Below are 23,836 nucleotides of genomic sequence, written 5' to 3'. Positions count from 1 at the left end.
GTCGTGCCGGTCCTGCTCCGCACGTCCGTACGGAGCAGGACGCCCACGACGCCGACGTCTCGTCCCGGGCTCAGCCGAGTGCTTTGACCGCCTGGTAGTAGGTCCATGCCGTGCTGTCGCACGCGGTCTTCGTGGCGCCGGAGTAAGGGACGCAGACGCGCTTGAGGTCCTCGTAGAAGGCGCTGTCGAGTCGCGCCTTGTTGGCGCTGAAGGTGCCTGCGGCCTTGTAGTTGCGGTAGCCGAAGTCATGGCGGGCGCAGGACATGGCGAAGGGGAAGCCGAACGGGTTGTCCGGCGAGGAGGAGCAGTAGTCGGTCGACCAGTCGAACGCGTACGCGGACCAGGTGGCCTGGTTGGCCCGGGCGGCGGCCCAGAGGTCGTAGCTCGACGCGCTGGTCTGGGTCCAGCTCGCAAGGACCTGGGGCTTGTCGGCGGGTGCGGCGTCGGCGGCGGTGGCGCCGCCGACGGTGGCGATCACGGCAAGAGCCGAGGCGGACAGGCCGAGGGACAGTCTTCGGTGCATCCCACACCTCCATGAGACTGCGGCCCCGCTCGGGGGCCGCAGGTACATGACAAGAAGATTGACGCCTCAACAGTACTTGTCCATGGCGGGAGTTCTCGTGAGCCGTTGAATCTTGGCTGAATTCGGATGGTCACCCATCACCCACGGACTCCGAAGGCGCCCAGAACGACCGGCCGGCGAGGCGCCGGGCGCGGAGATCGGACACGAGGTGCACCATCCGCCGACAGTCCGCTACACCCCGTGACGCCGCGCGCCTACAGGTGTCCTTCCCTGCCACAAGGTCGATACTTCCAAGTGGACGGGACGGGCGGACACCCTCACCGGGCGGCCGCCGGCACGGTCGACAACTGCGTTGGATGCCGTTGAGCTGCGACGATACGAGGAGACCCTCATGAGGATGCTCATCAATGTGCCGGAGACCGTCGTGGCGGACGCGCTGCGCGGGCTGGCGGCCGCCCATCCGGACCTGAACGTGGACGTGGAGAACCGGGTGATCGTCCGCCGGGACGCCCCCGTGGCCGGGCAGGTGGGGCTCGTGTCGGGCGGCGGTTCCGGGCACGAGCCGCTGCACGGCGGGTTCGTCGGTCCCGGCATGCTCTCCGCCGCCTGCCCCGGAGAGGTGTTCACCTCGCCGGTGCCCGACCAGATGGCGCGCGCCGCGGCGGCCGTGGACAGCGGCGCGGGCGTGCTGTTCGTGGTGAAGAACTACACCGGCGACGTGCTGAACTTCGACATGGCGGCCGAGCTGGCCGAGGACGAGGGCATCCAGGTCGCCAAGGTGCTCGTCAACGACGACGTCGCGGTGACCGACAGCCTCTACACGGCCGGTCGGCGGGGTACCGGGGCGACACTCTTCGTGGAGAAGATCGCGGGCGCCGCCGCGGCCGAGGGGCAGCCGCTGGAGCGGGTGGAGGCCATCGGCCGGCAGGTCAACGAGAACTCCCGCAGCTTCGGCGTGGCCCTGAGCGCCTGTACGACCCCGGCGAAGGGCAGCCCGACCTTCGATCTGCCGGACGGCGAACTGGAGTTGGGCATCGGCATCCACGGCGAGCCGGGCCGGGAGCGACGGCCGATGATGACGTCCGGAGAGATCGCCGACTTCGCGGTGAACGCCGTCCTGGAGGACATGCCGCCGCGCAGCCCGGTCCTGGTGCTGGTCAACGGCATGGGCGCGACGCCGCTGCTGGAGCTGTACGGCTTCAACGCCGAGGTGCAGCGGGTACTCCGGGAACGCGGCGTCGCCGTGGCCCGCACCCTCGTCGGCAACTACGTCACCTCCCTGGACATGGCGGGCACCTCGGTGACGCTGTGCCAAGCGGACGAGGAACTGCTGCGGCTGTGGGACGCGCCGGTGAAGACCCCGGCGCTGCGCTGGGGGATGTGATACGGCGGAGCAGGCGGCCACCTACCCGGTGGCCCGGTCAACGGCCCAACCACGCAAGGAGATCCAGTGCTCGACGCCGATTTCTTCCGCCGTTGGATGACGACGGCGGCCGTGTCCGTCGACCGCGAGGCGGAACGGCTCACCGCCCTCGACTCGGCCATCGGGGACGCCGACCACGGCAGCAATCTGCAGCGCGGGTTCAGGGCCGTGACGGCCGCCCTGGAGAAGGAGGCGCCGGACACCCCGGGAGCCGTCCTGACCCTGGCCGGGCGGCAGCTGATCTCGACGGTCGGGGGTGCGTCCGGCCCGCTGTACGGCACCCTGCTGCGCCGGACCGGCAAGGCGCTCGGCGACGCCGCCGAGGTCGGCGAGGAGCAGCTGGCCGAGGCGCTGCGCGCGGGCGTGGACGGAGTGATGAAGCTCGGCGGAGCGGCGCCCGGCGACAAGACGATGATCGACGCCCTGGTGCCGGCCGTGGACGCGCTCGGGAACGGGTTCGCCGCCGCGCGGTCCGCCGCTCAGGAGGGCGCGGTCGCCACCACGCCGTTGCAGGCCCGCAAGGGGCGGGCGAGTTATCTGGGCGAGCGCAGCATCGGCCACCAGGATCCGGGGGCGACCTCGTCGGCGCTGCTGATCGCCGCGCTGGCCGACACGGCGGAGGCGGACGGTGAGTGAGGAGAAGCCGGTCGGGATCGTGCTGGTGTCGCACAGCGCGGAGGTGGCGGCCTCGGTCGCCGAGCTGGCGAAGGGCCTGGCGGGCGGGGCCACCGCGGTGCCGGTGGCGCCGGCGGGCGGCACCGAGGGCGGCGGGCTCGGCACCAGCGCCGAGCTGATCTCCGCCGCGGCGGCCTCGGTGGACCGGGGGGCCGGGGTGGCGGTCCTCACCGACCTGGGCAGCGCGGTGCTCACGGTGAAGGCGCTGCTCGCCGAGGGCGACGAACTCCCGGACGGCACGCGCCTGGTGGACGCGCCGTTCGTGGAGGGGGCGGTGGCCGCGGTGGTCACCGCCGCCGCGGGCGGGGACCTGGACGCGGTGCAGGCCGCGGCGGCGGAGGCGTACAGCTACCGGAAGGTGTGACGGGGCCCCGGGCCTGAAGGGCTGGTCAGTGCTTGGCGGCGAACAGCCTGGCCAGCCGCTGCCCCTCCGCGACCGTCGCCGCGTGGTCCTCGATGGGGCTGACCCGGGAGTTCCGGAAGACGATGTAGGTCACGCCCGAGGGCACCCCGCCGTCGCGCGGGTCGGCGGGGATGCCGAGGCCGCGGGCGGTGGCGTAGGAGGCCTCGCCGATGACGTCCCGCGGGCCGGTGTCGCCGACGACCGCGTACTGCACCCGGCCCCGGTAGAGGACTGCGGCCACCGAGCCGCCCCGTACGCCGTACGCGCGGTGGTTCCAGCGGTGGGTCGGCGGCGGGACCACGATGTAGGGCAGGTTCTCGGCGCTGAGGTGCCGGCCGTCGGACTGCTGGAAGGCGGTGGCGGCGGCGAACACCGGGTCGGTGCGGCGGTTGCAGCGGGCGCTGGGCCGGCCGTCGCAGTCGATGTCCAGGTCGGCCTTCCAGAAGACGGCGTCGCGGGTGCCGCAGACGGGGACGGTCGCGGGACTGCCGGCGTCGGTGCGGTAGCGGCCCCGGGAGAGCTGGGTGCATGTGCCGGTCCGGGCCAGCAGCTCGGCGGCGGTGACCGCGCGCTCGCCGCGGGCCACCGGCCGCCTGCCGCGCGCCACCGGCGCTTCCCCACGCGCCACGGATCCTTCGCCGTGCACCACGGTTCCTTGGCCGTGCACCACCGGCCTCTCACCGCGGGCCACGGGCCGCTCGCCGGGCGGGACGGCGGTGGCGGGGGCGGGCAGCACCGTCGGGGCGAGCAGGGCGGCGCCGGCCGCGGCCAGGGTCAGCGACGGGACACGCACGATGAGGGACCCTCTCGTCGGGGACAAGGCGAATGTCCAGCACACTGTGGTGCGGGCCCGGCCGTCCGGCCACGGGGGCCGCCGCGAAGGGGCCGGATGGAGCACGCTCCTGACACTCCGTGAGGGGACGGATGAGCCCACATGGCGGGTCGGTGGGGACAACAGGGGCCGGGGGTCCGGCCCGTACCCGCCCGGACCCCCCGGCCACCCGCGCCGGCGCGGGATCGGCGACGACAGCGTGTCCGCGCCACAGGCATGAACTTCCCTGCCCTCTCGGGTAGTTCAGCCGTAGGGAGCTTCAGCATACGTAAGGTCCGGCGATGGTCACCAACACGGCCCCCTTGCCGTGGCCGTACCCGCCGGGCATATTGGTCCGGACCTTTACGTGCTGCCGAGGCCGTCCGGGAGGCACCGCCGTGCGACGCGTTCCCGTCCCGCTCGCGCTGGTCTGCGGGTCGCTGCTGCTGGTGGCGTCCTGCGGCTGGAGCCGGGCCGACGACGGCGGCGAGGGCCGGGGCCCCGGCGCTCCGGCCGGGGTCACCGCCGCCGCGGGCAGCGCCACGAGCGTGCACGTGATGTGGAACGCGGCCCCGGGATCTTCCGGGGTCCGTACCTACGAGGTCTATCGCGGCACCACAAAGGTGGCCGAAGTACCGGGTTCGCAACACATGGTGGACGTCACCAGGCTCAGGCCGTCGACCATGTACGCCTTCACCGTGCGGGCCCGGGGCGCCGAGGGCCGGCTGGGCCCGCCGAGCCGCGCGGTGCGGGCACGGACGCCGGCCGCAACGGCGGCGGACCGGTCGGCACCGTCCCGGCCGGCGTCGGCCGCCGGGCGGGCCGTGGGCAGCCGCGCGGTCCAGCTGAGCTGGGGTGCGTCCCGGGACGACCGGGGCGTGGTGTCGTACGACGTCTACCAGGGCGGGGTGAAGATCCACAGCGTCGGCGGGAACCAGACCGCCACCGTCGTCACCGGCCTGCGCCCCGGCAGCCGGTACGTCTTCACGGTCCGGGCCCGGGACGCCGCCGACAACGTCTCCCCGGCCGGCGCGCCGGTCCGCCTGACCACGCCGGGCAGCGACGACGGCCGCGGCACCGCGCCCACCGGGTTCACCGCTGCCGCCCACCGCTCCGGCGGCGCCTTCTTCCTCGACCTCGCCTGGGACCCGCCGCGCACGGACGGCGTGATCACCGAGTACCAGATCCGGCTGGACGGCACCGCGGCCGGCTCGCTCGTCTGGGGCGGCACACCGCCGCGCGGCCGGGCCCGGCACAGCTTCTACGTGGGCACCGCCGCCGGCGAGGAGCACCGGGTACGGCTGCGGGCGCGGCTGCCGGACGGCACCTGGGGCGGCTGGTCGGCGGTGCGGACGGTGACCACGGGCGGCTGACGGGCGCGCCGGGGCGCCGCGCCCCGGGACGCCGGGCCCGGGTGCACCGGTCGGCGGAATCCGTCACCCGACCGGGCCCGCCCCGCGTGCGTGCGGCCCCGGGGCCGCGTTGGCTGCGGTTGAGGCAGCACGGACGTTTCCGACCCTCGGCGGCGCATGGGACGTACCGCCAACCGTGCCGCCGGAGGCCAGCCCATGGACAACTCGCGACTTCTGCTCCGCTCCGGCCTGACCCTGGCGGCCGCCGCCGCGCTCCCGGCCGCGCTCGCCGGGCCGTCCGCCGCGGCCTCGGGCATCTCGGTCAGCACCACCGGCTCCACGGTCTCGGTGGTCACCAGCGCGTGTACCCAGATCAACGGCAGCTGGGGTACCGCGGCCCTGCTCACCAGCAGGCAGGCGAACTTCGCCCAGGGCCGGCAGGTGGCCCTGTCCGGCACCTCCGTCAGCCAGTCCGCGGCCTGGTCCTCGGTGAGCCCGGGGACGTACACCGTGGTCGTGGTCTGCTCCAGCGGCAGCACCGCGGGCAGCCAGTCGGTGATCGTCTCCGCGCCCGCGAGCCCCGCGAGGCCCACGATCTCCTCGACGTCCAGTCCCGCTCAGCCGCGCGGAGTGATGGGCGGTTTCGGCGGCGCGGCCCGCGACTACGGCCCGCTGACCCTGGGCGTCGGCGGCGCCCTGGTCGGCGCGGGGGTCGTGGCCACCGCCTGGGTACTGCGCCGCCGCTCGAAGCCGTACCGGCTCTGAGTCAGCTCTGCTCGCGCTCCTCGGCGGGCAGTTCCGCGAACTCCGCCAGGGCGTGCGTGAGCCACCGGGTCCAGAAGGTCTCCAGGTCGATGCCGGCCCGCAGGACCAGGTGGCGCAGCCGGTCCTCCGGGGCGTCCCGCTCCGGAGGGAAGTCGCGCTTCTCGATCTCCTGGTACTCGGCCAGCTGCCGCCTGTGCAGCTCCAGATGGCGGCGCAGATCGGTCTCCAGGCCCGCGGTGCCGACCACGGCCGCCGCGCGCAGCCGCAGCAGGAGCGGGTCCCGCAGGATCTTGGGGTCCTGTGCGGCGGCGGTCCAGCGGGCCAGTTCGGCGCGGCCCGCGGGCAGGACCTCGTAGCTCTTCTTCTGCCCGCGGGCCGGCTGCGCGGACGGCAGTGTGCGGATGAGGCCCTCGGCCTCCAGCTTCCCCAGCTCGCGGTAGATCTGCTGGTGCGTCGCGGACCAGAAGTAGCCGATCGACTTGTCGAACCGGCGGGTCAGCTCCAGCCCCGACGACGGCTTTTCCAGCAGGGCGGTGAGGATCGCGTGCGGGAGTGACATGGGCTCATCCTAGGGACCGCCCCCACGGCCCCCGCGGTGCCTACAGGGCCGCCGCCAGCTCGGTGCCCTGCTTGATGGCGCGCTTGGCGTCCAGTTCGGCGGCCACGTCGGCGCCGCCGATCAGGTGCGCGCTGCGGCCGGCGGCGACCAGCTCCTCGTACAGGTCGCGGCGCGGCTCCTGGCCGGTGCAGAGCACCACGGTGTCGACGTCCAGGACGGTGCTCTCCTCGCCGACGGTGATGTGCAGGCCGGCGTCGTCGATCCGGTCGTAGCGCACGCCCGGCACCATGGTCACGCCCCGGTGCTTCAGCTCGGTGCGGTGGATCCAGCCGGTGGTCTTGCCGAGTCCGGCGCCGACCTTGGTGGTCTTGCGCTGGAGCAGGTGGACCTGGCGGGGCGGGGCGGGCCGCTGCGGAGCGGCGAGGCCACCGGGCGCCCGGTAGTCCATGTCGACGCCCCAGTGGCGGAAGTAGGTCTGCGGGTCCTCGCTCGCCTTGTCGCCGCCGTCGGTGAGGAACTCGGCGACATCGAAGCCGATGCCGCCGGCGCCGAGGATGGCGACCCGGTCGCCGACGGGGGCGCCCTCGCGCAGGACGTCGAGGTAGCCGAGGACGCGGGGGTGGTCGACGCCGGGGATGTCCGGGGTGCGCGGGGTGACGCCGGTGGCGACGACGACCTCGTCGTAGCCCTCCAGGTCACCGGCCGCTACCCAGGTGTCCAGGCGTACCTCGACGCCGTGGGCGTCGAGCTGGTGGCGGAAGTAGCGCAGGGTCTCGTCGAACTCCTGCTTGCCGGGCACCTTGCGGGCGACGTTGAGCTGTCCGCCGATCTCGCTCCCCGCGTCGAACAGGGTGACGGCGTGACCGCGTTCGGCGGCGGAGACGGCGCAGGCGAGTCCGGCCGGACCGGCGCCGACGACGGCGACGCGCTTCTTCAGCCGGGTCGGCGCGAGCACCAGCTCGGTCTCGTGGCAGGCGCGCGGGTTGACCAGGCAGGAGGTGATCTGGCCGCTGAAGGTGTGGTCGAGGCAGGCCTGGTTGCAGCCGATGCAGGTGTTGATGGCCTCCGGGGTGCCGGCGGCGGCCTTGGCGACGAAGTCGGGGTCGGCGAGCATCGGGCGGGCCATGGAGACCATGTCCGCGCAGCCGCCGGCCAGCAGCTCCTCGGCGAGTTCCGGGGTGTTGATGCGGTTGGTGGTCACCAGGGGCACGGAGACCTCGCCCATGAGCTTCTTGGTGACCCAGGTGTAGGCGCCGCGCGGCACGGAGGTGGCGATGGTGGGGATGCGGGCCTCGTGCCAGCCGATGCCGGTGTTGATGATCGTGGCCCCGGCGGCCTCGACGGCCTTGCCGAGCGCGATCACCTCGTCCAGCGAGGAGCCGCCCGGGACCAGGTCCAGCATGGACAGCCGGTAGACGACGATGAAGTCCTCGCCGACGGCCTCGCGGACCCGCCGGACGATCTCGACCGGGAACCGCATGCGGTTCTCGTAGGAGCCGCCCCAGCGGTCGGTGCGCTGGTTCGTCTGCGCGGCGGTGAACTCGTTGATCAGGTAGCCCTCGGAGCCCATGATCTCCACGCCGTCGTAGCCGGCCCGGCGGGCCAGGCGGGCGGCGCGCGCGTAGTCCTCGATGGTGCGCTCGATGTCGGCGTCGGTCAGCTCGCGGGGCACGAAGGGGCTGATCGGCGCCTGGAGGGGGCTGGGGGCGACGAGGTCCTGGTGGTAGGCGTACCGGCCGAAGTGCAGGATCTGCATCGCGATCCGGCCGCCCTCGCGGTGCACGGCCTCGGTGACCACCCGGTGCTGCTCGGCCTCCGCCTCGGTGGTGAGCTTGGCTCCGCCCTCGTACGGCCGTCCCTCCTCGTTGGGGGCGATGCCGCCGGTGACGATGAGTCCCACTCCCCCGCGCGCGCGGGCCGCGTAGAACGCCGCCATCCGCTCGAAGCCGCGCTCGGCCTCTTCCAGGCCGACGTGCATCGAGCCCATGAGCACGCGGTTGGGCAGCGTGGTGAAGCCCAGGTCGAGCGGGGTCATCAGGTGGGGGTAACGGCTCATCGGGCCCTCCGTGCACGGTGTCGTTCCGCCTCTTGTTGTAGAGGAAGCCCGCCGCTTTATGCAACTAGTTGCACAACCACTCGACGGTGACACCGGCCACTCTGTACCTACTAGTATGTACATCTCGCGCCCACGTTCGCCCCGAAAGGACGCCTCCGCATGCCCTTCGTCCGCATCGACACGCTCGGCACCGACCCCGCTCGCCTCGAGGCGCTCGGCCAGGCCGTCCAGGACGCCCTGGTGGAGACACTGGGCGTCCCGCCCGAGGACCGCTTCCAGGTGCTGACCGGCCACGACGGGGTCACCAGCACCGTGCGCCACGGCGACTTCCCGGGCATCCAGCGGGACGACTCGCTCGTCTTCGTCGCGATCACCCTGCGCGCGGGGCGCGGCGCGGACCGCAAGCGAGCGATGTACCGGCGGATCGCCGAGCTGGTGCACGAGCGCACCGGCACCGAGCCGCGCAACGTGTTCGTCACCCTGACCGAGAACGGCGACGCCGACTGGTCCTTCGGTCACGGCCTGGCGCAGTACGCCCCGGCCGGCGAGGGGCCGGCCGGGGCGCTGCCTTAGGAATCAGCGGTTCTCCAGGCGCAGGTGCAGATCCCGCTCCTGGTCGCCGGAGGCCGTGCAGGTCTCCTGCACGCGGAACATCGAGTCCAGGGTGTGGCAAAAGCGCTCCACCGCCCAGTAGCTGCCCTGCACGTCCGCCTGGACGGGGGAGCCGAGGTGGACCGGCGGACAGCCCCCGCCGCGGGAGTCCGCGACGTCGTACGTGCCGAGCCACACCATCGGACGGGTCTCGTGGAGTTGCTGTGGTACTTCTTCGGGAGCCCGGTCGGAGGCGAAGCAGGCGCTGAGCGCTTCGAAGACGAGCCGGGCGTCGTCCTTGGAATATCCGCTGATCTCCACCGAGACGGTTTCCGGATGCGACCGCTCCGTGTCTGCCATTGATCGCTCCTTTCATGGCCGCGCTGCGGTGGAACGGGGTACCCCGCCGCACCGCGTCCATCCCCTCAGCAAAGCACCACCGACCGCGGGGCACACCTCAGCCGCGGGAGAACTTGTACGTCTTGCTGTCCGTCAGCACGCAGAAGCCGGGCGAGATCACGATCACGCGCAGGGTGCCGCTGCGGCGGTCGTAGTCGATGCCCTCCGCCTCGAACCCGCCGGAGCAGGAGCTGCGCAGCGGCAGCCTGCGCAGCGCGGTGACATGGCCGGAGACGTCCGAGGTGCCGTTCGGCGCGGCCGACAGGTCGATCTGGAGCAGCGGCTTGGTGAGCCCGAAGAGGCTGCCCTCCGGGTCGTCGGAGGAGCACAGCAGGGTGGTCGGCCCGGAGAAGTCGCAGCCCTGGACGTCACGGACGGCGTGGTCCAGGCGGACGGTGGAGGCCTGCGGCAGGTTCGCCGAGGGAGAGGTGGACGGGTTGACGCCCGGGGTCGGGAAGACGAGCAGCCGGATCATCGTGCCCCACTCGCCGGACAGCATCCACTGGCCGTCGGGCGAGATCGCGACCCAGGAGTTGTTCAGCGCCTCGCCCGCGCCGAGCGTGTGGACGTACTCCGACCAGGCACCGCCGGGCGCCCGCACGCGGAACATCTTGGAGTTGCCGGAGTCCCGCTGGTAGGGCTCGATGGAGTAGCCGTCGTAGGAGGCGTCGGGGTCGCCGACGTGGTTCCAGCCGCGGCTGGAGACGCCGAGGGGGATGGTGCCGATGCCGGTGTAGTGGTTGGGGCTGCCCGCGGGGACCTCCACCGAGGTCAGGCCCTGGCTCTCGGTCAGCGGGTCGGCGCGGTCGGAGCCGGTCTCGGTCCAGATGTCGGTCGCGCCGGCGGGCGTGGGCGCGGCGAGGGACACGACGGCGGCGGTGGCGAGGGTGACGAGTCCGGCGAGGACTGCGTGACAGCGTTGCCGGGCGGACGCGGGCATGGCCGACTCCTCGGACGGGGTGTGGGGTGGCACTCGGTCGGCGGACAGTCTGGCGTGGCGAGTTGGTCATGTACAGGCCAATCGCGCACCCTGTGCGTGAACTCTCACGGCCCGCCGGACATCGCTGTACGGTCTCGGCAGGAGGACCCGCAGCGCGTGCGGCACCCGGCGCGGCGACTTCGGCGGACGCCCCGGGCCGGGTTGAGAGATGGTGGAGGTAGTCGGGCGAAGACGTCGGAGAGTCGGGTGTGAGCGCGGTAGAACAAGGGGAGTCGGCACGGGGGACGACGTGCCGTGCGGACGGGCGAAGGCGGTGCGTGGCATGAGTGCAGCCGAGGCTCCGGTGACGGAGAGCGGCGAGCCGGCGCGCGGGCCGGTGCCCCCGGGCGGGCTGCTCGACGTCCTGGGCGTGGCGTCGGTGGTGCTGGACACCGACGGCCGGATCGTGCTGTGGAGCCCGCAGGCGGAGGAGCTGTTCGGCTACACCGCGCCGGAGGCCCTCGGGCAGAACGCCGCCCGGCTGATGGTGCACGAACGGCACAGCCGGCTGGTCGGCCGGCTCTTCGCCGACGTGATCCGCACCGGGCAGAGCTGGGCCGGCGGCTTCCCGGTCCGGCACAAGGACGGCAGCACCCGTCTGGTGGAGTTCCGCAACATGCGGCTGCTGGACGACCGCGGGGACGTGTACGCGCTCGGGCTGGCCGCCGACCAGTCGACCGTCCGGCGGCTGGAGCAGGACGTGGCGCTGTCCGAGCGCATGGTGAAGCAGTCACCGATCGGGTACGCCGTGCTCGACACCGAGCTGCGGTTCGTCTCGGTCAACCCGGCCCTGGAGAGGATCAACGGGGTGCCGGCCGCCGAGCACATGGGCCGGACGCTGCGCGAGGTGCTGCCGATGCTGGACGCCGGCCCGGTGGAGGCCTCCGCCCGGCGGGTGCTGGAGACCGGGGTGCCCGTGATCGACGAGACGCTGGTCGGCCGTACCCCCGCCGACCCGGACGAGGACCACACCTGGGCGCAGTCGCTGTACCGGCTCGAGGACGCGATGGGCAAGGTGCTGGGCGTGGCGGTCTCGGTGGTCGACATCACCGAGCAGCACCGGGCGTCCGTGGAGGCGGAGGCCGCACGGCGCCGGCTCGCGGTCATCGCGGACGCCTCCGCCCGGATCGGGACGACGCTCGAACTGGAGCGGACCGCCTGCGAGCTGGCCGAGGTCGCCGTACCGGAACTGGCCGACGTCGCCGCCGTGGACCTGCTGGACGCCGTGGTCGAGGGCCGGCAGAGCACACTGGGCCCCTCGGAAGCCGCGGTGATCCGGGCACTCGCGGTGCGTCCGGCGGACGGCACGGAGGCCGTGTGCGCCGCCGACCCGCCCGGCCAGATCGCCCGGTACGCGCCCGACCGCCTGGTCACCGAGTGCGTGCGCACCGGCGAGGCGGTGCTGGTGCCGCACGTCAAGGACGAGGACGTGCCGCGCATCGCCCGCTCCCCCGAGGCGGCCGTCCTGCTCGGCCGGGCGGGCCTGCACTCGTACCTCGCGGTGCCGCTGATCGCGCGCGGCGAGGTGCTGGGCGCGCTCGACCTGAAACGCACCCGCAATCCGGCCCCCTTCGACGAGGACGACGTCCTGCTGGCGCGGGAGCTGGCCGCCCGCGCGGCCGTGCAGATCGACAACGCGCGCTGGTACCAGAACGCCCGCGACACCGCCCTCACCCTGCAGCGCAGCCTGCTGCCCAGCCATCCGCCGGTCACCACCGGCCTGGAGGTGGCCTCCCGCTACCAGCCGGCGGGTGCCACCATCGAGGTCGGCGGGGACTGGTTCGACGTCATCCCGCTGGACGGCGGCAAGACGGCGCTCGTCGTGGGGGACGTGATGGGCAGTGGCATCAGCGCCGCCGCGACGATGGGCCGGCTGCGCACCGCGACGACCACCCTGGCCGCCCTCGACCTGGACCCGGCCCGGCTGCTGGAGCACCTGGACAAGACGACCTCGGCGCTGGACCACTCCATCGCCACCTGTGTGTACGCGGTCCACGACCCGCATCTGCGCCAGTGCCGGATCGCCAACGCCGGCCATCTGCCGCCGGCCCGGGTACGGCCCGGCCGCCCGGCGGAGCTGCTGGACCTGCCCACCGGGGTGCCCCTGGGGGTGGGCGGGGTCGGCTTCTTCACCGTCACGGTCGATTTCGAACCGGGCGACGAGCTGGTGTTCTACACCGACGGTCTGGTGGAGACCCGCTGGCACTCGCTGGACGAGCGCCTGGCCACCCTGCTGTCCCTGCTGGACGACCCCGCCCGCCCGCTGGAGGAGGCCTGCGACCTCCTCCTGCGCACGCTGCACCACCCGGACAACCACGACGACGTGGCCCTGCTCATCGCCCGGGCGCAGCAGCTGCCGTAGCCGCCCGTAGGACCTGGAGGGCTCAACGGCTCACGGCGGTCGCCCGCGGCTCCGTGCACCCAGGGTCGGGCGCGGTGCTCACGGCCTCGCGGCCCGCAGCGGTCTCGGCGCCGTCGTCGGCGACTGCGCGGCGGTGCCGGGAGCCCGGTCCGCCCGCGTCCTCGCCGCGCCCGAGGCCGAGGCAGAGGCCGCGCACGGGGCCGCCGACCTGCTCCGCCCGCCCCGGGGCCGCGGGTCCGAGCCGTACACCCCCGGTACCTCGTCCGGGCCGTCAGCCTCGGCCGGAGGGACGCGGCGGGCCGGTCCGCCCGCCGCGACGACACCCGGCGGCGGGGAAACGTCACCGGGCGCACCGCGATGGCGGTAGCTGGGGCCGTACGCCGATCACCACATGCGCGTACAGGTCCTCGTGCACGGCCAGACGGGCCGTCAGGCCCGCCTGCTCAAAGGCCTGTAGGGCGGCCGGTGCCTGGCGTGCGCTGGTCTCGGTCAGCAGGCAGCCGCCGGGGGCGAGCCATGCGGGGGCCCCGGCGGCCACCCGGCGCAGTACGTCGAGTCCGTCGGCGCCGCCGTCCAGCGCGACCAGCGGCTCGTGGTCGCGGGCCTCCGCCGGCAGCAGGGCCACCTCGGCGGTGGGGACGTAGGGCACGTTGGCCGTCAGGATGCCCACCCGGCCGCGCAGGCGGGCGGGCAGGGCGTCGTACAGGTCGCCCTGGTGGGCCCGGCCGCCGGAGGCGACGAGATTGCGGCGGGCACAGCGTACGGCGGCCGGGTCGATGTCGGCGGCGTGCACCTCGGCGTCGTCCAGGGCGGCGGCGAGGGCCGCGCCGAGCGCGCCGGAGCCGCAGCACAGGTCCACCACCACGGTGGCGTCCGGTGCGGCGGCCAGCGCCTGGTCGACCAGGAACTCGGTACGGCGGCGGGGCACGAACACCCCTGGTTCCACGGTGACGCGCAAGCCGTGGAACTCGGCCCAGCCGAGGACGTGTTCGAGCGGCAGACCGGCGGTCCGCCGCTCCACCATGCCGGCCGCCTCCTCGGGGGTGCGGGCGGTGGCGAGGATCAACTCGGCCTCGTCCTCGGCGAAGACGCACCCGGCGGCGCGCAACGCGGAGACGACGGCGGCGGGAGAGGGCCGGGAGAACGGGGGGAACGGTACGGGTGTGGGCATGGAAGCCGGGACCTTTCGGGAGCGCGAAGCCTTCAGGGCGCTCCCGCGGTCACCGCTGCCGGTGTACCGCGCCGTCACGAGGAGAGAGCACCCCAGCCGACACAGCGGTAATGGGTCTCACCTCCTCGCCATCGGGGCCGCGCGTGTCCGCGACCGGACGGCCACTTTATCCCACGGCTCCCGACGGGCCCTCGGGGACGCCGGGTTCAGACGCCGACCGTCTCCTCGACCTCTTCCTCGGCCTCTTCCTCGCCCTCCTGTGCGGCCTTCTGTGCGGCCTCCGCCCCGGTGTCCTGCCCGGCCTGCGTGGTGCGGCGGGCGCGTTCGTACAGGGCGGCGACCGCGGTCACCGCGAGGCCGGCCAGCAGCCAGGCGACCAGGGTCCACACCGTGCGGGCGAGGCCGTCGTCGCCGAAGTAGAGCAGACTGCGGACGCCCTCGACGAAACCGGCGCCGTTCCAGAAGGAGTGCAGGGTGCCGAAGAAGCCGTTCTGCAGTTCGGGCCGGAACAACCCGCCGGAGCTGGTGAAGTTCAGCATCACGAACAGCACCATCATGGTCAGCGTGGTCCACCGCTTCAGGAAGGTGTGCAGGCCGACGCCGATGAAGAGGATGCCCGCCGAGTACAGCCAGGCCATGCCCCAGACGCCCGCGAGGTCGTGGTGGGCGAGGTGGAACACCGGCCCGGCGAGCAGCGCGCCGATACCGCTGACCACGGCGGAGACGCCGAGTGCGAGCAGGGCCCGGACGCGCATGGCGAGGGCGGCGCCCGCGGCGCCGAGGGCGGCGACCGAGGCGTAGGAGCCGATGCTGACCGCGATCAGCAGGAAGAACAGGCCCTGGCCGGTGGGGTCGTCGGCGACGGGCCTGGCGACGTCGGTGACCTTCAGCGGGACGCCGGCCTGGGCGGCGACCGGCGTGAAGACCTTCTCCACGGCCGTGGCACCCATGTCGGAGGCGGCGCTCGCCACCAGCAGCTCGGGTTCCTTGGCGCTCGGCACGTAGGCGCCGGTGACCTCGCGGGACGTGAGCAGGTCGACGGCGGCGGCGCGGGTGGCGACCGTACGGACGTCGAGCTTGTCCCCCGCGGTGTCCTTGACCGTCTGCGCGAAGACCTTGGCCTTCGGGGCGGTGCCGACGACGGCGACCGGCAGGTGGTTCGGCTCGGGCGTGACGAACGCCCCCATGTACGCGAGCCCCATGCCGATGCACATCAGCAGCGGGGTGATCAGGTGCGTGAGCACATGGCGCAGTGCCGGTGACCTCATCGCGCGCGGCCCTCCAAAGGTTGGCTTATACAACTCTCAGTTCAAGTTGTACTATACAACTAGAACGCCGGAGGAGGTATTCCCGTGAGCGCAGCGGAGTCGGCCGTGGAGACGATCCAGCGCGAGATGACCATCTTCGCCCGCCGGGCCCGCGCCTCGGCAGGCCGTATGCACCCCGAGCTGTCCCTGGTGTCGTACACCCTGCTCGGCCACCTGGAGGAGAGCGGCGGCTGCCGGGCTACGGACCTGGCGGCGCACTACGCCCTGGACAAGTCCACGGTGAGCCGCCAGGTGGCGGCGCTGGAGCGGGCCGAACTGATCGAACGCCGGCTGGACCCGGAGGACCACCGGGTCCAGGTGCTGCATCTGACGGAGGCCGGCCAGGACATCCTGGCCCAGGTCACCCGCAGCCGCCGTGCCGCGTTCCGCGAACGGCTCGCCGGCTGGCCGGAGGAGGACCTGGTCCGCTTCGCGGCGTACCTGGAGCGGTACAACGCGGGACCGGCCGGCCCGGACCCGGCCTGAGGCAGTGGCCGGGCCGCGGTAAGCGGCGCCGGGTCACGGCACCGGCACCGCCGCGCGGTCGTCCGCCGGCCGCTGCGGTGCCCGGGCCGCGAGGAACGCGGTGCGGCGGCGCAGGCGGAAGCCGAGGGACTCGTACAGGCGGATGGCGCCCGTGTTCCTGGCGCTGGTGTGCAGGAACGGCGTCTCCCCGCGCTCGCGGATGCCGTAGGCGACGGCGAGGATCAGCCGGGTGGCCAGGCCCTCGCCACGGAACGCGGGGTCGGTGCAGACCGCGCTGATCTCCGTCCAGCCCGGCGGGTGCAGCCGCTCCCCCGCCATGGCGATCAGCGCGCCGTCACGGCGGATGCCCAGGTACGTGCCGAGTTCCACGGTGCGCGGCAGGAACGGTCCCGGCTGGGTACGGGCCACCAGGTCGAGCATCTCGGGCACGTCCGCCGGGCCGAGGCGGACCGCCTCCGGGTCCGGCGCGGCGGCGAGCCCGCCGTCCACGAACTGCACACCCTCGATCCGGGCGGTGACCTCCCAGTCCTCCGGGACCTCCCCGCGGAAACCGGGCAGCGGAACCTCGGAGCCGGGGCCGGCCAGCGCGGCGAGGTCCGCCCAGTCCCGCGCAGCCGGTTCATCGGGCAGCGCCAGCCACGGCGAGACGTCGACCGGGTAGCGCAGCACCCGCCCGCGCCGCTCGGCGAAGCGGGCGTGCGGGCCGGTCAGGGAGGCGAGGGCCGGGTTGTCGAGGACGTGCGGGCTGCTCACGACGCTCATCCGGTCACCTCGATCACCGACTTGAAGAACCTGGAGACGTACGCCTGGGGCATCCTCGTTCCCTCGCTTCCCTCGTGCTGTCGCCGACGCACCGCAGCCGCCGGCACCGATCGGCAAGGAGCGGCGCCGGGCCGGTATTCCCGGCCCCGCGCAGAGTTCATACGGCCGCAACGCGTTCATACGGCGGCAACGAGGGGGCGTCGACCAGGGCCGGAGCACCCGGAGCGACAGCGTACGGTTGAACCATGAACGTCACGCGAGGCTTCACGGGCCGTCCGCGCGTCGACAACCCGGGGCTGCCGCCCGGGCAGTACGACGCGCGCGACGACTGGCCCGTCCTGTCCGCCGAGGTCACCCCGGATCTCGCGCCCGCCGACTGGTCCTTCCGCATCGACGGCCTGGTCGACCGCGCGCACACCTGGGACTGGGACACCGCACACGCGCTGCCCGCGTCGGCGTACGCGGGCGACATCCACTGTGTGACCGGCTGGTCGAAGTTCGGCGTGCGGTTCGGCGGTGTCTCGCTGGACGCCTTCTTCGATGTGGTGCGGCCCCATGGGTCCGCCACCCATGCGCTCGCCCGCTCCCACACCGGCTACACCACGAACCTGCCGCTCGCCGACCTCACCGGCGGGCGGGCCTGGATCGTCTGGGAGTACGACGGCGCACCGCTGCCGCCGGAGCACGGCGGCCCGGCGCGGCTGCTGGTGCCCCACCTCTACTTCTGGAAGAGCGCCAAGTGGATCGCGGGCATCACGCTCCTGGACCACGACGAGCCGGGCTTCTGGGAGAGCAACGGCTACCACGCGCGCGGCAATCCCTGGGAGGAGCAGCGGTACTCCGGTGACTGAGACGACGACTCCCGTGACGCGGTTCGCGGTGCCCGGGCGGATCGCCGTGAGCGAGCGGGCGGCGGCGGTGTGGCAGACCGCCACCCTGACGGAGATCCGGCGCGAGACACCGCGTGCGGCCACCTTCCGCCTCGCGGTACCGGGCTGGGCGGGGCATCTGCCGGGCCAGCACCTACTGCTGCGGCTGACCGCCGCGGACGGATACACGGCCCAGCGCCACTACTCGATCGCGTCCGCGCCGGACGACTTCGGCCACATCGAGCTGACCCTGGACCGGGTGCCGGACGGCGAGGTCTCCGGCTGGTTCCACACCGTGGCGCGGCCCGGTGACACGGTCGAGGTGCGCGGCCCGCTCAGCGGCTTCTTCGCCTGGCCGGGCGACCGGCCCGCGCTGCTGCTCGGGGCCGGCTCCGGTGTCGTACCGCTGATGTCGATGGTGCGGCACCACCGGGCGCGCGGCCTGTCCGTCCCGCTGCGGATGCTGGTGTCGGCGCGCAGCCCCGAGGAGCTGATCTACGCGGCCGAGCTGGGCGCGGAGGCAACGCCCGTGTTCACCCGGAGCGCTCCGCCCGGGGTGCCGGTGGGACGTATGACGGCCGCACATGTGGCGCCGCTCCTGGCCGAGCAGCCCGCCCATGGGTGGGAGGCCTATGTGTGCGGGTCCAACGCGTTCGCCGAGCACGCGTCCCGGCTGCTGGTCGCGGCCGGCCAGCCGGTGGAGCGGATCCGGATCGAGCGGTTCGGCTGAGGCCGAAGCCCGGGGTCCGGCCGAGGTCGAGGGGCGGGCCCGGGGTCCGGGTCGCGCGGGGCGGCACGGCGCGCGATCGTGGGGCGCATGGCGCGTGCCGTGCTCCATATGGGCTGGAACTCGCGGTTCACGGCATGCGCGAGGTGCGCCGAACGGGGTACGAGACGGATGTGGACGCTCGTGTACGTGAGCGGCGGGGGCGGCGGACCGGAGACCCGGCTCCTCCCGCTCTCCGGCCCTGGCGGTGGCGAGGAGGTGGACATGCGTACCCGGGTGCGTGGCTGGCGCTGGCGGCGCAATCCGCTGCGGCGCCGGTCGGACGTCGTGGAGGCGTGGACGGTGCTGGTGGTCGCCGTCCTGCTGTTCGTGGTCGCGCCCCTGGTCGGCGTGGCCGCGGGCCTGCACGCGCATGACCAGGCCCGGGCGCTGGCCGCGGCCCAGCGAGCCGAGCGTCACCAGGTGCGGGCCGTGCTGATCGGCGACGTGCCCGAGCGGGCGTCCGAGGTGCAGAGCGACCGCCGGCACCCCTACCGCGCCCAGGTCCGCTGGACCGAGCCGGGCCAGGGCGTCCGGACGGCGTGGGCCCGGGTTCCGGCGGGGACCCGCGCCGGGGAGCCGGTCTCGGTGTGGTTCGACTCCCGGGGCCGCAACGTCGCCCCGCCGCCGGACGACGTCGCGGTCTGGCAGCACGCGGTCACCATCGGGCTGTGCGCGGCGGGCGGCACGGCCACCGTGGTGGTCCTCGGCCACGCGGTCGAACGCCGGATCGCCCTGCGCCACCGGCTGGCCGAGTGGGAGCGGGAATGGGCCCGGACCGGGCCGCGCTGGACCCAGCCACGGACGTGACGGGGCGGGTGGCCCTTCCACGGGAAGCGTGAGCCATCCCCCTCGCCGCACGGCAGCAAGCGCTTGCTGAACACCTCTGGCAGTCATCCGATCACCCACGTACGGTGGGGCCACCCAGTCCCTTCACAAAGGCGGTTGTTGATGGCCCTGTTCGATCTGCCGCTCGACGAACTCCGCGCGTACCGCAGCGAGTCCACCGAACCGGAGGACTTCGACGCGTTCTGGAACAAGACGCTCCAGGAGGCCCGCGAGCACGGCCTGGACGCGCGCTTCGAACCGGTGGAGACCGGACTGTCCACGGTCGAGGTGTACGACGTGACGTTCGCCGGGTTCGGCGGCCACCCCGTCAAGGGCTGGCTGCGCCTGCCGGCCGGGGCCACGGAACCGCTGCCGCTCGTGGTGGAGTTCCTCGGGTACGGCGGCGGGCGCGGCCTGCCGCACGAGGACCTGCTGTGGGCGTCGACGGGCCGGGCGCACTTCCTCATGGACACCCGCGGACAGGGCAGCGCCTGGGGCGGCGGAGGCGGCACCCCGGACCCGGTGGGCGCGGCGCCCGCGTACCCCGGGTACATGACGCGGGGCATCGACGCGCCCGAGAACTACTACTACCGCCGGGTGTTCACCGACGCCGTGCGCGCGGTCGAGGCGGCCCGCTCCCATCCGCTGACCGACGCGGGGCGGACCGCGGTCACCGGCGGAAGCCAGGGCGGCGGCATCGCCCTGGCCGTCGGCGGGCTGGTTCCCGACGTGGCGGCGGTCGCCCCGGACGTGCCGTTCCTGTGCGACTTCCCGCGCGCCACGACCCTGACGGACCGTCACCCGTACCGGGAGATCGCCCTGTTCCTCAAGACGCACCGCGGCCGCTCGGCCGACGTGCTGCGCACGCTCTCCTACTTCGACGGGGTGCACTTCGCGGCCCGGGGCCGGGCGCCCGCCCTGTTCTCGGCGGCCCTGGAGGACCAGACCTGCCCGCCGTCGACCGTGTTCGCGGCGTTCAACGCGTGGGCGCACCAGGACAAGGCGATCGAGGTGTACGACTTCAACGACCACGAGGGCGGCGGCCCGTTCCAGGAGGCGGCGAAGGTGCGCTGGCTGGGGTCGTACGCCTGAGACCCCGACCTCCGGCCGCCGGCGGGCCGGTGCTCAGCCGAGCAGGTGACTGATGCCGCCGTGGCCGTCCGGCCCGTTCCAGGCCACGGCGGCGAGCCAGATCGGATACCAGAGGATCCGCTCCGGCAGGAACAGACCCGCGGTGAGCCACAGCAGGGGCGGAACGGCGAACAGCAGCAGGCAGCACCAGCCGCTCCGGCCGCCGGCGGCCGGATGTGGTGTCGGGTACTCGGGCACCCGGAGACGGTAGGCGGGCGCAGGCGGCCCGCGCATGAGTACCCGTACTCAGGGGACCACCCCGCTCGCGAACCCGTGCGTCCGCGGTCTTTCGGCCATGCCGCATCGCCGGTGATCCACGGAGAACAGTGCGGGTCGACGCCCTGCCCGCACCCTGCGGGCGGACGTCGCGGCGCCAGGTGACCGCCGCGCGTGCGGGTGGATTTCGGACGAACCGGCAGACCACTCTTCCCCCGTGGTTTAGACCAATGCTAATTGTGGTCGCGCAACGAGCCCGCACGACTACGTTTTGTCACCGACAGGAGGGCGCGGCATGGCCCGCACCACCCCGCACGATCCCCCGCCCAGCGACGTCCGGCCCCTGTACGGGCGGATCGCCGCTCTGCTGCTCGACGAACTGCGCGACGGCACCGTTCCGCCGGGCGAACGGCTGCCCGGCGAGCGGCATCTGGCCGCGCGCTACGGGGTCAGCCGGGAGACCGTCCGCCAGGCGCTGGAGGTGCTGCGCCGGAGCGGTCTGGTCGCCACCGACCGGCGGGGCAGCCACGCCACGCTGCCCGGCCGGCCGGTCGAGACGCCGGAGTCGCTCACCTTCCCGGTGGGCGCCCGGCCGGCGGACCCGTGCGCGGTCGACCGGGCCACGGTGACCTGGGAGGCGCCGCCGCCGGAGCACGCCCGGGCGCTGGGCCTGGCCCCGCACCGGCCGACCCTGGTCCACCGCTACCTGTCGGTGACACCGGACGGGCGCTCGCTGCGGACGGCGGTGACCTCGTTCTCGGCGGTGGTGCTGGCCGAGGTGGCGGAGCTGGCCCGGTACCGTGGCCGGGCCGACGGGACGACGCCCGCGCAGCTGCGGCGGGCCTACGACTGGATGCGCAAGGCCGGGCTGACGCTGCACCACCGGGACTCCATCACCCAGGTCGGCGACGCCTCCTCGGTGCGGGTGACCCGGCGCGTCCACGACCAGTACGCCCGCCCGCTGGAGATCACCGATCTGGTGGTGAACGCCGAACAGGACGCTCTCGTCTACGAGTTCACGCTCCCCGCGGCCGGCTGACCCCCCACGGGCGGGGCGTCGGCTCGGCGGGCCACCACCAGCCGGGCGCGCGGGCTGCCGTCGGCTCGCCGGCCGAACCCGGGCAGCACGCCCAGCTCGACCGTCAGGCCCGCGCGCTCCAACTCGCCCAGCACGGTGCCGAGCCGGAAGGCCCGGTAGTACATGACGAACGGCGGACGCCACAGCGCGTTGCGCACCCGCATCACCGTGTCGAAGCCCAGCAGCAGCCAGAAGCCGGGGTGGGCCGGGCGGGGCGGCGCGAACACCGGGAAGGCGAACCGGCCGCCCGGCCGCAGCACCGAGCGGACCTGGGTGAACAGCCCCGGCAGTTCCCGCGGCAGGAAGTGACCGAACGCCCCGAAGGAGACGACGAGATCGAAGGCGGCCGTGAACGGCAGGGCCCGGGCGTCGCCGCGCACCCAGGCGATCCCGGGCCCGTCCGCGGGCCGCACCCGGTGCCGGGCGATGTCGAGCATGCCGGCGCTGAAGTCGACCCCGGTGACACTGCGGCGGCACAGTCCGGTCAGCACCCGCGTCCCGGCGCCGGTGCCGCAGCACAGGTCGAGCCCGTCCTCGAAGGGGCCGAGCGGCGCCAGCGCCTTCGCCACGGAGTCCAGCACGTCGTCGGGCGTCCGGAAGGGGGTGTGGTCGAACTTCGGCGCGAGCAGGTCGTAACCGTGCTCGACGGACGACAGCGCCTGCACGGCGAGTTCGCGGAGCGTGGGGCCTTCGGGACCGAACATGGCGCCAGCCTATGCTGGGGGTCCGTGCGGCGGCAGAGGCGGCGGGCCGGCCGTGGCCGGTCCCAGCCGCCCCGCTCAGCCGAAGGTGTCGTGGCAGAGCTTCACGATTCCGGGTGCGGCCACGCCGTCCGCCTGGCGGCACAGCTCGCGCATGTGGGCCGTGGCGGGCTGCCGGGGGGCCGGGCGGGGGCGCGGGGCCGGGCGTCGTACGGGCGGCCTGCGCTCCGGGCGGGGGTGTCGCACCGGCGGGGCGGCGGGCGCGACGGCCCGGGGCGGTGCGGCGGGCACCGGTGCGCGGCCGGGAGCGGGGTTGCGCCTCGGCGCGGCCGCCGGACCGGGGCGTTTCCGGTGCGCGTGGCCGGTGCGGACCAGGGCCGCCTGCCCGGACGGCTCTCTCAGCGGCTCCTGGACGACCGAGGGGCGGACGGCCGTGTCGGGCGCGAGGGACTGCCGGGGGCGGGCGGCGTCGGGGACGGGGACGGGGGCGGAGCTGACGGTGGTGCAGCCGGCGAGGCTCATCAGCGCCGCCGCCAGCAGCGGGAGAAGTCGGCGAGGCACCCGCCCACTGTGCCCCACCACCCCAGGTCACGGCCCAAGCCGCCGGGCATCACCACCCCCACGGGCGACCGGCCGGTACGACGGCTTACGGCACCGGCCCGCCGACGTGCCGCGCAGCTCAGTCCTGGAGCCGGCGCAGCGTGGCCTTGGCGTCGGTCTTCAGCCAGTCGGTGACGTCGGTCAGCGCGGGCGGGTCCTTGTCCTTGTCGTAGGAGGTGAGGTAGGTGCTGTAGCTCATCGTGTACGTCACCCAGCCGTCGCGGACGGCGAGTGTGGCGTAACGGGAGCCGCTGGAGGAGCCGTTCGTGGTGTCCTGGCTGACCAGGTAGGCCTCGTCACCGATGCCCTCGACCGGGTCGACGTCGTAATCCTTGTGGCTCTCCCCGTAGTTCTTCCAGGTGGCGGTGAACTCCGGTCCCGGCTCGGTCTTCTTGTGCAGGTCCAGCTGCAGGCTCAGGTAGGCGTCCGCGTACGACGAGCCGGGTTTCTTCAGACTGAGGCTGCAGTAACTCTCGTCCAGCGCCTTGTCCTTGAGGGAGTTGTGGGTCGGTGAGGAGTCGTTCTCGGTGTACTCGTCCTTGAAGGAGGAGTAGTCGGCGTCGGAGCACAGGTTGGAGGGCGCCGAGTAGCCGCGCAGGTCCGCGCTGTCGCCCTTCCCGCCGACGAGGAAGACACCGGCCGCCCAGGCGGCGGACGCCACCACCGCGCCGACGGCCGCCCACAGCACCGCCCGGCCGGCTCCTCCGCCGGCACCGGAGGGGGGTACGGGCGGCACGGGCCCGTAGGGCGACTGCGCGTAGGGGTTCCCCGGCTGCGGCTGCCCAGGCTGTCCCGGTATTCCCGGCTGTCCCGGCTGTCCCGGCGCGGGCTGGCCGACCAGCGTGGGCTGTGCGTAGAAGGCTCCCGGCGGGGGTGACTGAGGGTTCGGGTACGGGTAGGCCGTCGGCTGCGGTGGTACGGCCGGCTGCTGCGCGGGCTGATGGGGCGGCTGGGGATGCTGCGCGGGCTGGTCGGCCGGCTGCGGGGGCTGCGGTGGCGTGGACATGTCGCGAAGATAGTACA

26 protein-coding genes are annotated in these 23,836 nt (G+C 73.7%); 13 read left to right on the top strand and 13 right to left on the bottom strand.

What is annotated here, in order from left to right; genetic code table 11:
• Positions 1-70: 70 nt before the first annotated feature.
• Positions 71-523, bottom strand: coding sequence for a phospholipase (locus ACZ4U1_RS37995; protein WP_467908738.1), 453 nt, complete (start codon positions 521-523; stop codon positions 71-73).
• Between the two features lie 391 nt (positions 524-914).
• Between ACZ4U1_RS37995 and dhaK the strand changes: the two genes are divergently transcribed.
• The 3 genes from dhaK to ACZ4U1_RS37980 all read left to right on the top strand — a co-directional run bounded on the left by dhaK (position 915) and on the right by ACZ4U1_RS37980 (position 2,985).
• A complete protein-coding gene (gene dhaK, locus ACZ4U1_RS37990) occupies positions 915-1,907 on the top strand; it encodes a dihydroxyacetone kinase subunit DhaK (protein WP_467908737.1) in 993 nt (330 codons plus the stop codon).
• Positions 1,908-1,973: 66 nt separating this feature from the next.
• On the top strand, positions 1,974-2,582 hold the full coding sequence (gene dhaL / locus ACZ4U1_RS37985; protein ID WP_467908736.1) for a dihydroxyacetone kinase subunit DhaL: 609 nt from the start codon (positions 1,974-1,976) through the stop codon (positions 2,580-2,582).
• Entirely contained in the window at positions 2,575-2,985 is a 411-nt protein-coding gene (locus tag ACZ4U1_RS37980) for a PTS-dependent dihydroxyacetone kinase phosphotransferase subunit DhaM (RefSeq protein ID WP_467908735.1), read from the top strand. Before dhaL ends, ACZ4U1_RS37980 begins: the two co-directional genes overlap by 8 nt.
• A gap of 25 nt (positions 2,986-3,010) precedes the next feature.
• Here the strand turns inward: ACZ4U1_RS37980 and ACZ4U1_RS37975 are convergent, their stop codons facing one another.
• Complete coding sequence (locus ACZ4U1_RS37975) at positions 3,011-3,817, bottom strand: glycoside hydrolase family 75 protein (RefSeq protein ID WP_467908734.1); 807 nt, start codon at positions 3,815-3,817, stop codon at positions 3,011-3,013.
• 416 nt (positions 3,818-4,233) lie between these two features.
• Between ACZ4U1_RS37975 and ACZ4U1_RS37970 the strand changes: the two genes are divergently transcribed.
• Together ACZ4U1_RS37970 and ACZ4U1_RS37965 are read left to right on the top strand one after the other, a co-directional pair.
• Positions 4,234-5,208, top strand: coding sequence for a fibronectin type III domain-containing protein (locus ACZ4U1_RS37970; protein ID WP_467908733.1), 975 nt, complete (start codon positions 4,234-4,236; stop codon positions 5,206-5,208).
• A gap of 195 nt (positions 5,209-5,403) precedes the next feature.
• Positions 5,404-5,952: a hypothetical protein gene (locus ACZ4U1_RS37965; RefSeq protein ID WP_467908732.1), complete on the top strand. Its 549-nt coding sequence runs from the start codon at positions 5,404-5,406 to the stop codon at positions 5,950-5,952.
• A gap of 1 nt (position 5,953) precedes the next feature.
• Here the strand turns inward: ACZ4U1_RS37965 and ACZ4U1_RS37960 are convergent, their stop codons facing one another.
• Together ACZ4U1_RS37960 and ACZ4U1_RS37955 are read right to left on the bottom strand one after the other, a co-directional pair.
• Positions 5,954-6,511, bottom strand: coding sequence for a PadR family transcriptional regulator (locus tag ACZ4U1_RS37960; RefSeq protein WP_467908731.1), 558 nt, complete (start codon positions 6,509-6,511; stop codon positions 5,954-5,956).
• Between the two features lie 40 nt (positions 6,512-6,551).
• A complete protein-coding gene (locus ACZ4U1_RS37955; RefSeq protein WP_467908730.1) occupies positions 6,552-8,567 on the bottom strand; it encodes an NADPH-dependent 2,4-dienoyl-CoA reductase in 2,016 nt (671 codons plus the stop codon).
• 159 nt (positions 8,568-8,726) lie between these two features.
• Here ACZ4U1_RS37955 and ACZ4U1_RS37950 point away from each other — a divergent pair, with 159 nt between their 5' ends.
• On the top strand, positions 8,727-9,140 hold the full coding sequence (locus ACZ4U1_RS37950; RefSeq protein ID WP_467908729.1) for a tautomerase family protein: 414 nt from the start codon (positions 8,727-8,729) through the stop codon (positions 9,138-9,140).
• Between the two features lie 3 nt (positions 9,141-9,143).
• Here ACZ4U1_RS37950 and ACZ4U1_RS37945 read toward each other — a convergent pair whose 3' ends face one another.
• The gene (locus ACZ4U1_RS37945) at positions 9,144-9,518 is read right to left on the bottom strand and encodes a hypothetical protein (protein ID WP_467908728.1); all 375 of its coding nucleotides are present in this window, start codon (positions 9,516-9,518) and stop codon (positions 9,144-9,146) included.
• Between the two features lie 97 nt (positions 9,519-9,615).
• Positions 9,616-10,497 carry a hypothetical protein gene (locus tag ACZ4U1_RS37940; protein ID WP_467908727.1) on the bottom strand — a complete coding sequence of 294 codons (882 nt, stop codon included), beginning with the start codon at positions 10,495-10,497 and terminating at the stop codon, positions 9,616-9,618.
• Between the two features lie 322 nt (positions 10,498-10,819).
• Between ACZ4U1_RS37940 and ACZ4U1_RS37935 the strand changes: the two genes are divergently transcribed.
• Complete coding sequence (locus ACZ4U1_RS37935) at positions 10,820-12,898, top strand: SpoIIE family protein phosphatase (RefSeq protein WP_467908726.1); 2,079 nt, start codon at positions 10,820-10,822, stop codon at positions 12,896-12,898.
• 340 nt (positions 12,899-13,238) lie between these two features.
• Here ACZ4U1_RS37935 and ACZ4U1_RS37930 read toward each other — a convergent pair whose 3' ends face one another.
• Positions 13,239-14,069, bottom strand: a complete 831-nt coding sequence (locus ACZ4U1_RS37930; protein ID WP_467908725.1) for a putative protein N(5)-glutamine methyltransferase — start codon at positions 14,067-14,069, stop codon at positions 13,239-13,241.
• A gap of 206 nt (positions 14,070-14,275) precedes the next feature.
• Positions 14,276-15,337, bottom strand: a complete 1,062-nt coding sequence (locus ACZ4U1_RS37925) for an ABC-2 transporter permease (protein ID WP_467908724.1) — start codon at positions 15,335-15,337, stop codon at positions 14,276-14,278.
• Between the two features lie 84 nt (positions 15,338-15,421).
• Here ACZ4U1_RS37925 and ACZ4U1_RS37920 point away from each other — a divergent pair, with 84 nt between their 5' ends.
• Positions 15,422-15,862 carry a MarR family winged helix-turn-helix transcriptional regulator gene (locus tag ACZ4U1_RS37920; protein ID WP_467908723.1) on the top strand — a complete coding sequence of 147 codons (441 nt, stop codon included), beginning with the start codon at positions 15,422-15,424 and terminating at the stop codon, positions 15,860-15,862.
• Between the two features lie 33 nt (positions 15,863-15,895).
• Here the strand turns inward: ACZ4U1_RS37920 and ACZ4U1_RS37915 are convergent, their stop codons facing one another.
• The gene (locus ACZ4U1_RS37915) at positions 15,896-16,624 is read right to left on the bottom strand and encodes a GNAT family N-acetyltransferase (RefSeq protein WP_467908722.1); all 729 of its coding nucleotides are present in this window, start codon (positions 16,622-16,624) and stop codon (positions 15,896-15,898) included.
• Positions 16,625-16,869: 245 nt separating this feature from the next.
• Here ACZ4U1_RS37915 and ACZ4U1_RS37910 point away from each other — a divergent pair, with 245 nt between their 5' ends.
• The 4 genes from ACZ4U1_RS37910 (at position 16,870) to ACZ4U1_RS37895 (ending at position 20,179) form a co-directional block, all read left to right on the top strand.
• Positions 16,870-17,475 carry a sulfite oxidase-like oxidoreductase gene (locus ACZ4U1_RS37910; RefSeq protein WP_467908721.1) on the top strand — a complete coding sequence of 202 codons (606 nt, stop codon included), beginning with the start codon at positions 16,870-16,872 and terminating at the stop codon, positions 17,473-17,475.
• On the top strand, positions 17,468-18,223 hold the full coding sequence (locus ACZ4U1_RS37905) for a ferredoxin reductase (RefSeq protein ID WP_467908720.1): 756 nt from the start codon (positions 17,468-17,470) through the stop codon (positions 18,221-18,223). Before ACZ4U1_RS37910 ends, ACZ4U1_RS37905 begins: the two co-directional genes overlap by 8 nt.
• A gap of 261 nt (positions 18,224-18,484) precedes the next feature.
• Positions 18,485-19,069, top strand: a complete 585-nt coding sequence (locus tag ACZ4U1_RS37900; RefSeq protein WP_467908751.1) for an Rv1733c family protein — start codon at positions 18,485-18,487, stop codon at positions 19,067-19,069.
• A 141-nt stretch (positions 19,070-19,210) separates the two neighbouring features.
• A complete protein-coding gene (locus ACZ4U1_RS37895; protein WP_467908719.1) occupies positions 19,211-20,179 on the top strand; it encodes an acetylxylan esterase in 969 nt (322 codons plus the stop codon).
• A 33-nt stretch (positions 20,180-20,212) separates the two neighbouring features.
• On the opposite strand, the gene ACZ4U1_RS37890 is transcribed toward ACZ4U1_RS37895, so the two are convergent.
• Positions 20,213-20,416 (bottom strand): hypothetical protein, encoded by a 204-nt coding sequence (locus ACZ4U1_RS37890; protein WP_467908718.1) that lies wholly within the window; start codon positions 20,414-20,416, stop codon positions 20,213-20,215.
• A gap of 313 nt (positions 20,417-20,729) precedes the next feature.
• On the opposite strand from ACZ4U1_RS37890, the gene ACZ4U1_RS37885 reads away from it, so the two are divergent.
• Positions 20,730-21,473, top strand: a complete 744-nt coding sequence (locus tag ACZ4U1_RS37885) for a GntR family transcriptional regulator (RefSeq protein WP_467908717.1) — start codon at positions 20,730-20,732, stop codon at positions 21,471-21,473.
• Here ACZ4U1_RS37885 and ACZ4U1_RS37880 read toward each other — a convergent pair.
• From ACZ4U1_RS37880 to ACZ4U1_RS37870, 3 genes are all read right to left on the bottom strand, one after another.
• The gene (locus tag ACZ4U1_RS37880) at positions 21,443-22,216 is read right to left on the bottom strand and encodes a class I SAM-dependent methyltransferase (RefSeq protein WP_467908716.1); all 774 of its coding nucleotides are present in this window, start codon (positions 22,214-22,216) and stop codon (positions 21,443-21,445) included. The two genes, ACZ4U1_RS37885 and ACZ4U1_RS37880, sit on opposite strands and share 31 nt — an antisense overlap.
• 75 nt (positions 22,217-22,291) lie before the next feature.
• The gene (locus ACZ4U1_RS37875) at positions 22,292-22,774 is read right to left on the bottom strand and encodes a hypothetical protein (protein ID WP_467908715.1); all 483 of its coding nucleotides are present in this window, start codon (positions 22,772-22,774) and stop codon (positions 22,292-22,294) included.
• A gap of 118 nt (positions 22,775-22,892) precedes the next feature.
• Positions 22,893-23,819, bottom strand: coding sequence for a hypothetical protein (locus ACZ4U1_RS37870; protein WP_467908714.1), 927 nt, complete (start codon positions 23,817-23,819; stop codon positions 22,893-22,895).
• Positions 23,820-23,836 lie beyond the last annotated feature (17 nt).

This window comes from Streptomyces sp. NPDC028928, from assembly GCF_055564915.1.
The sequence above is the reverse complement of the archived record's forward strand: the minus strand, read 5'-3'. Positions and strand labels throughout refer to the sequence as shown.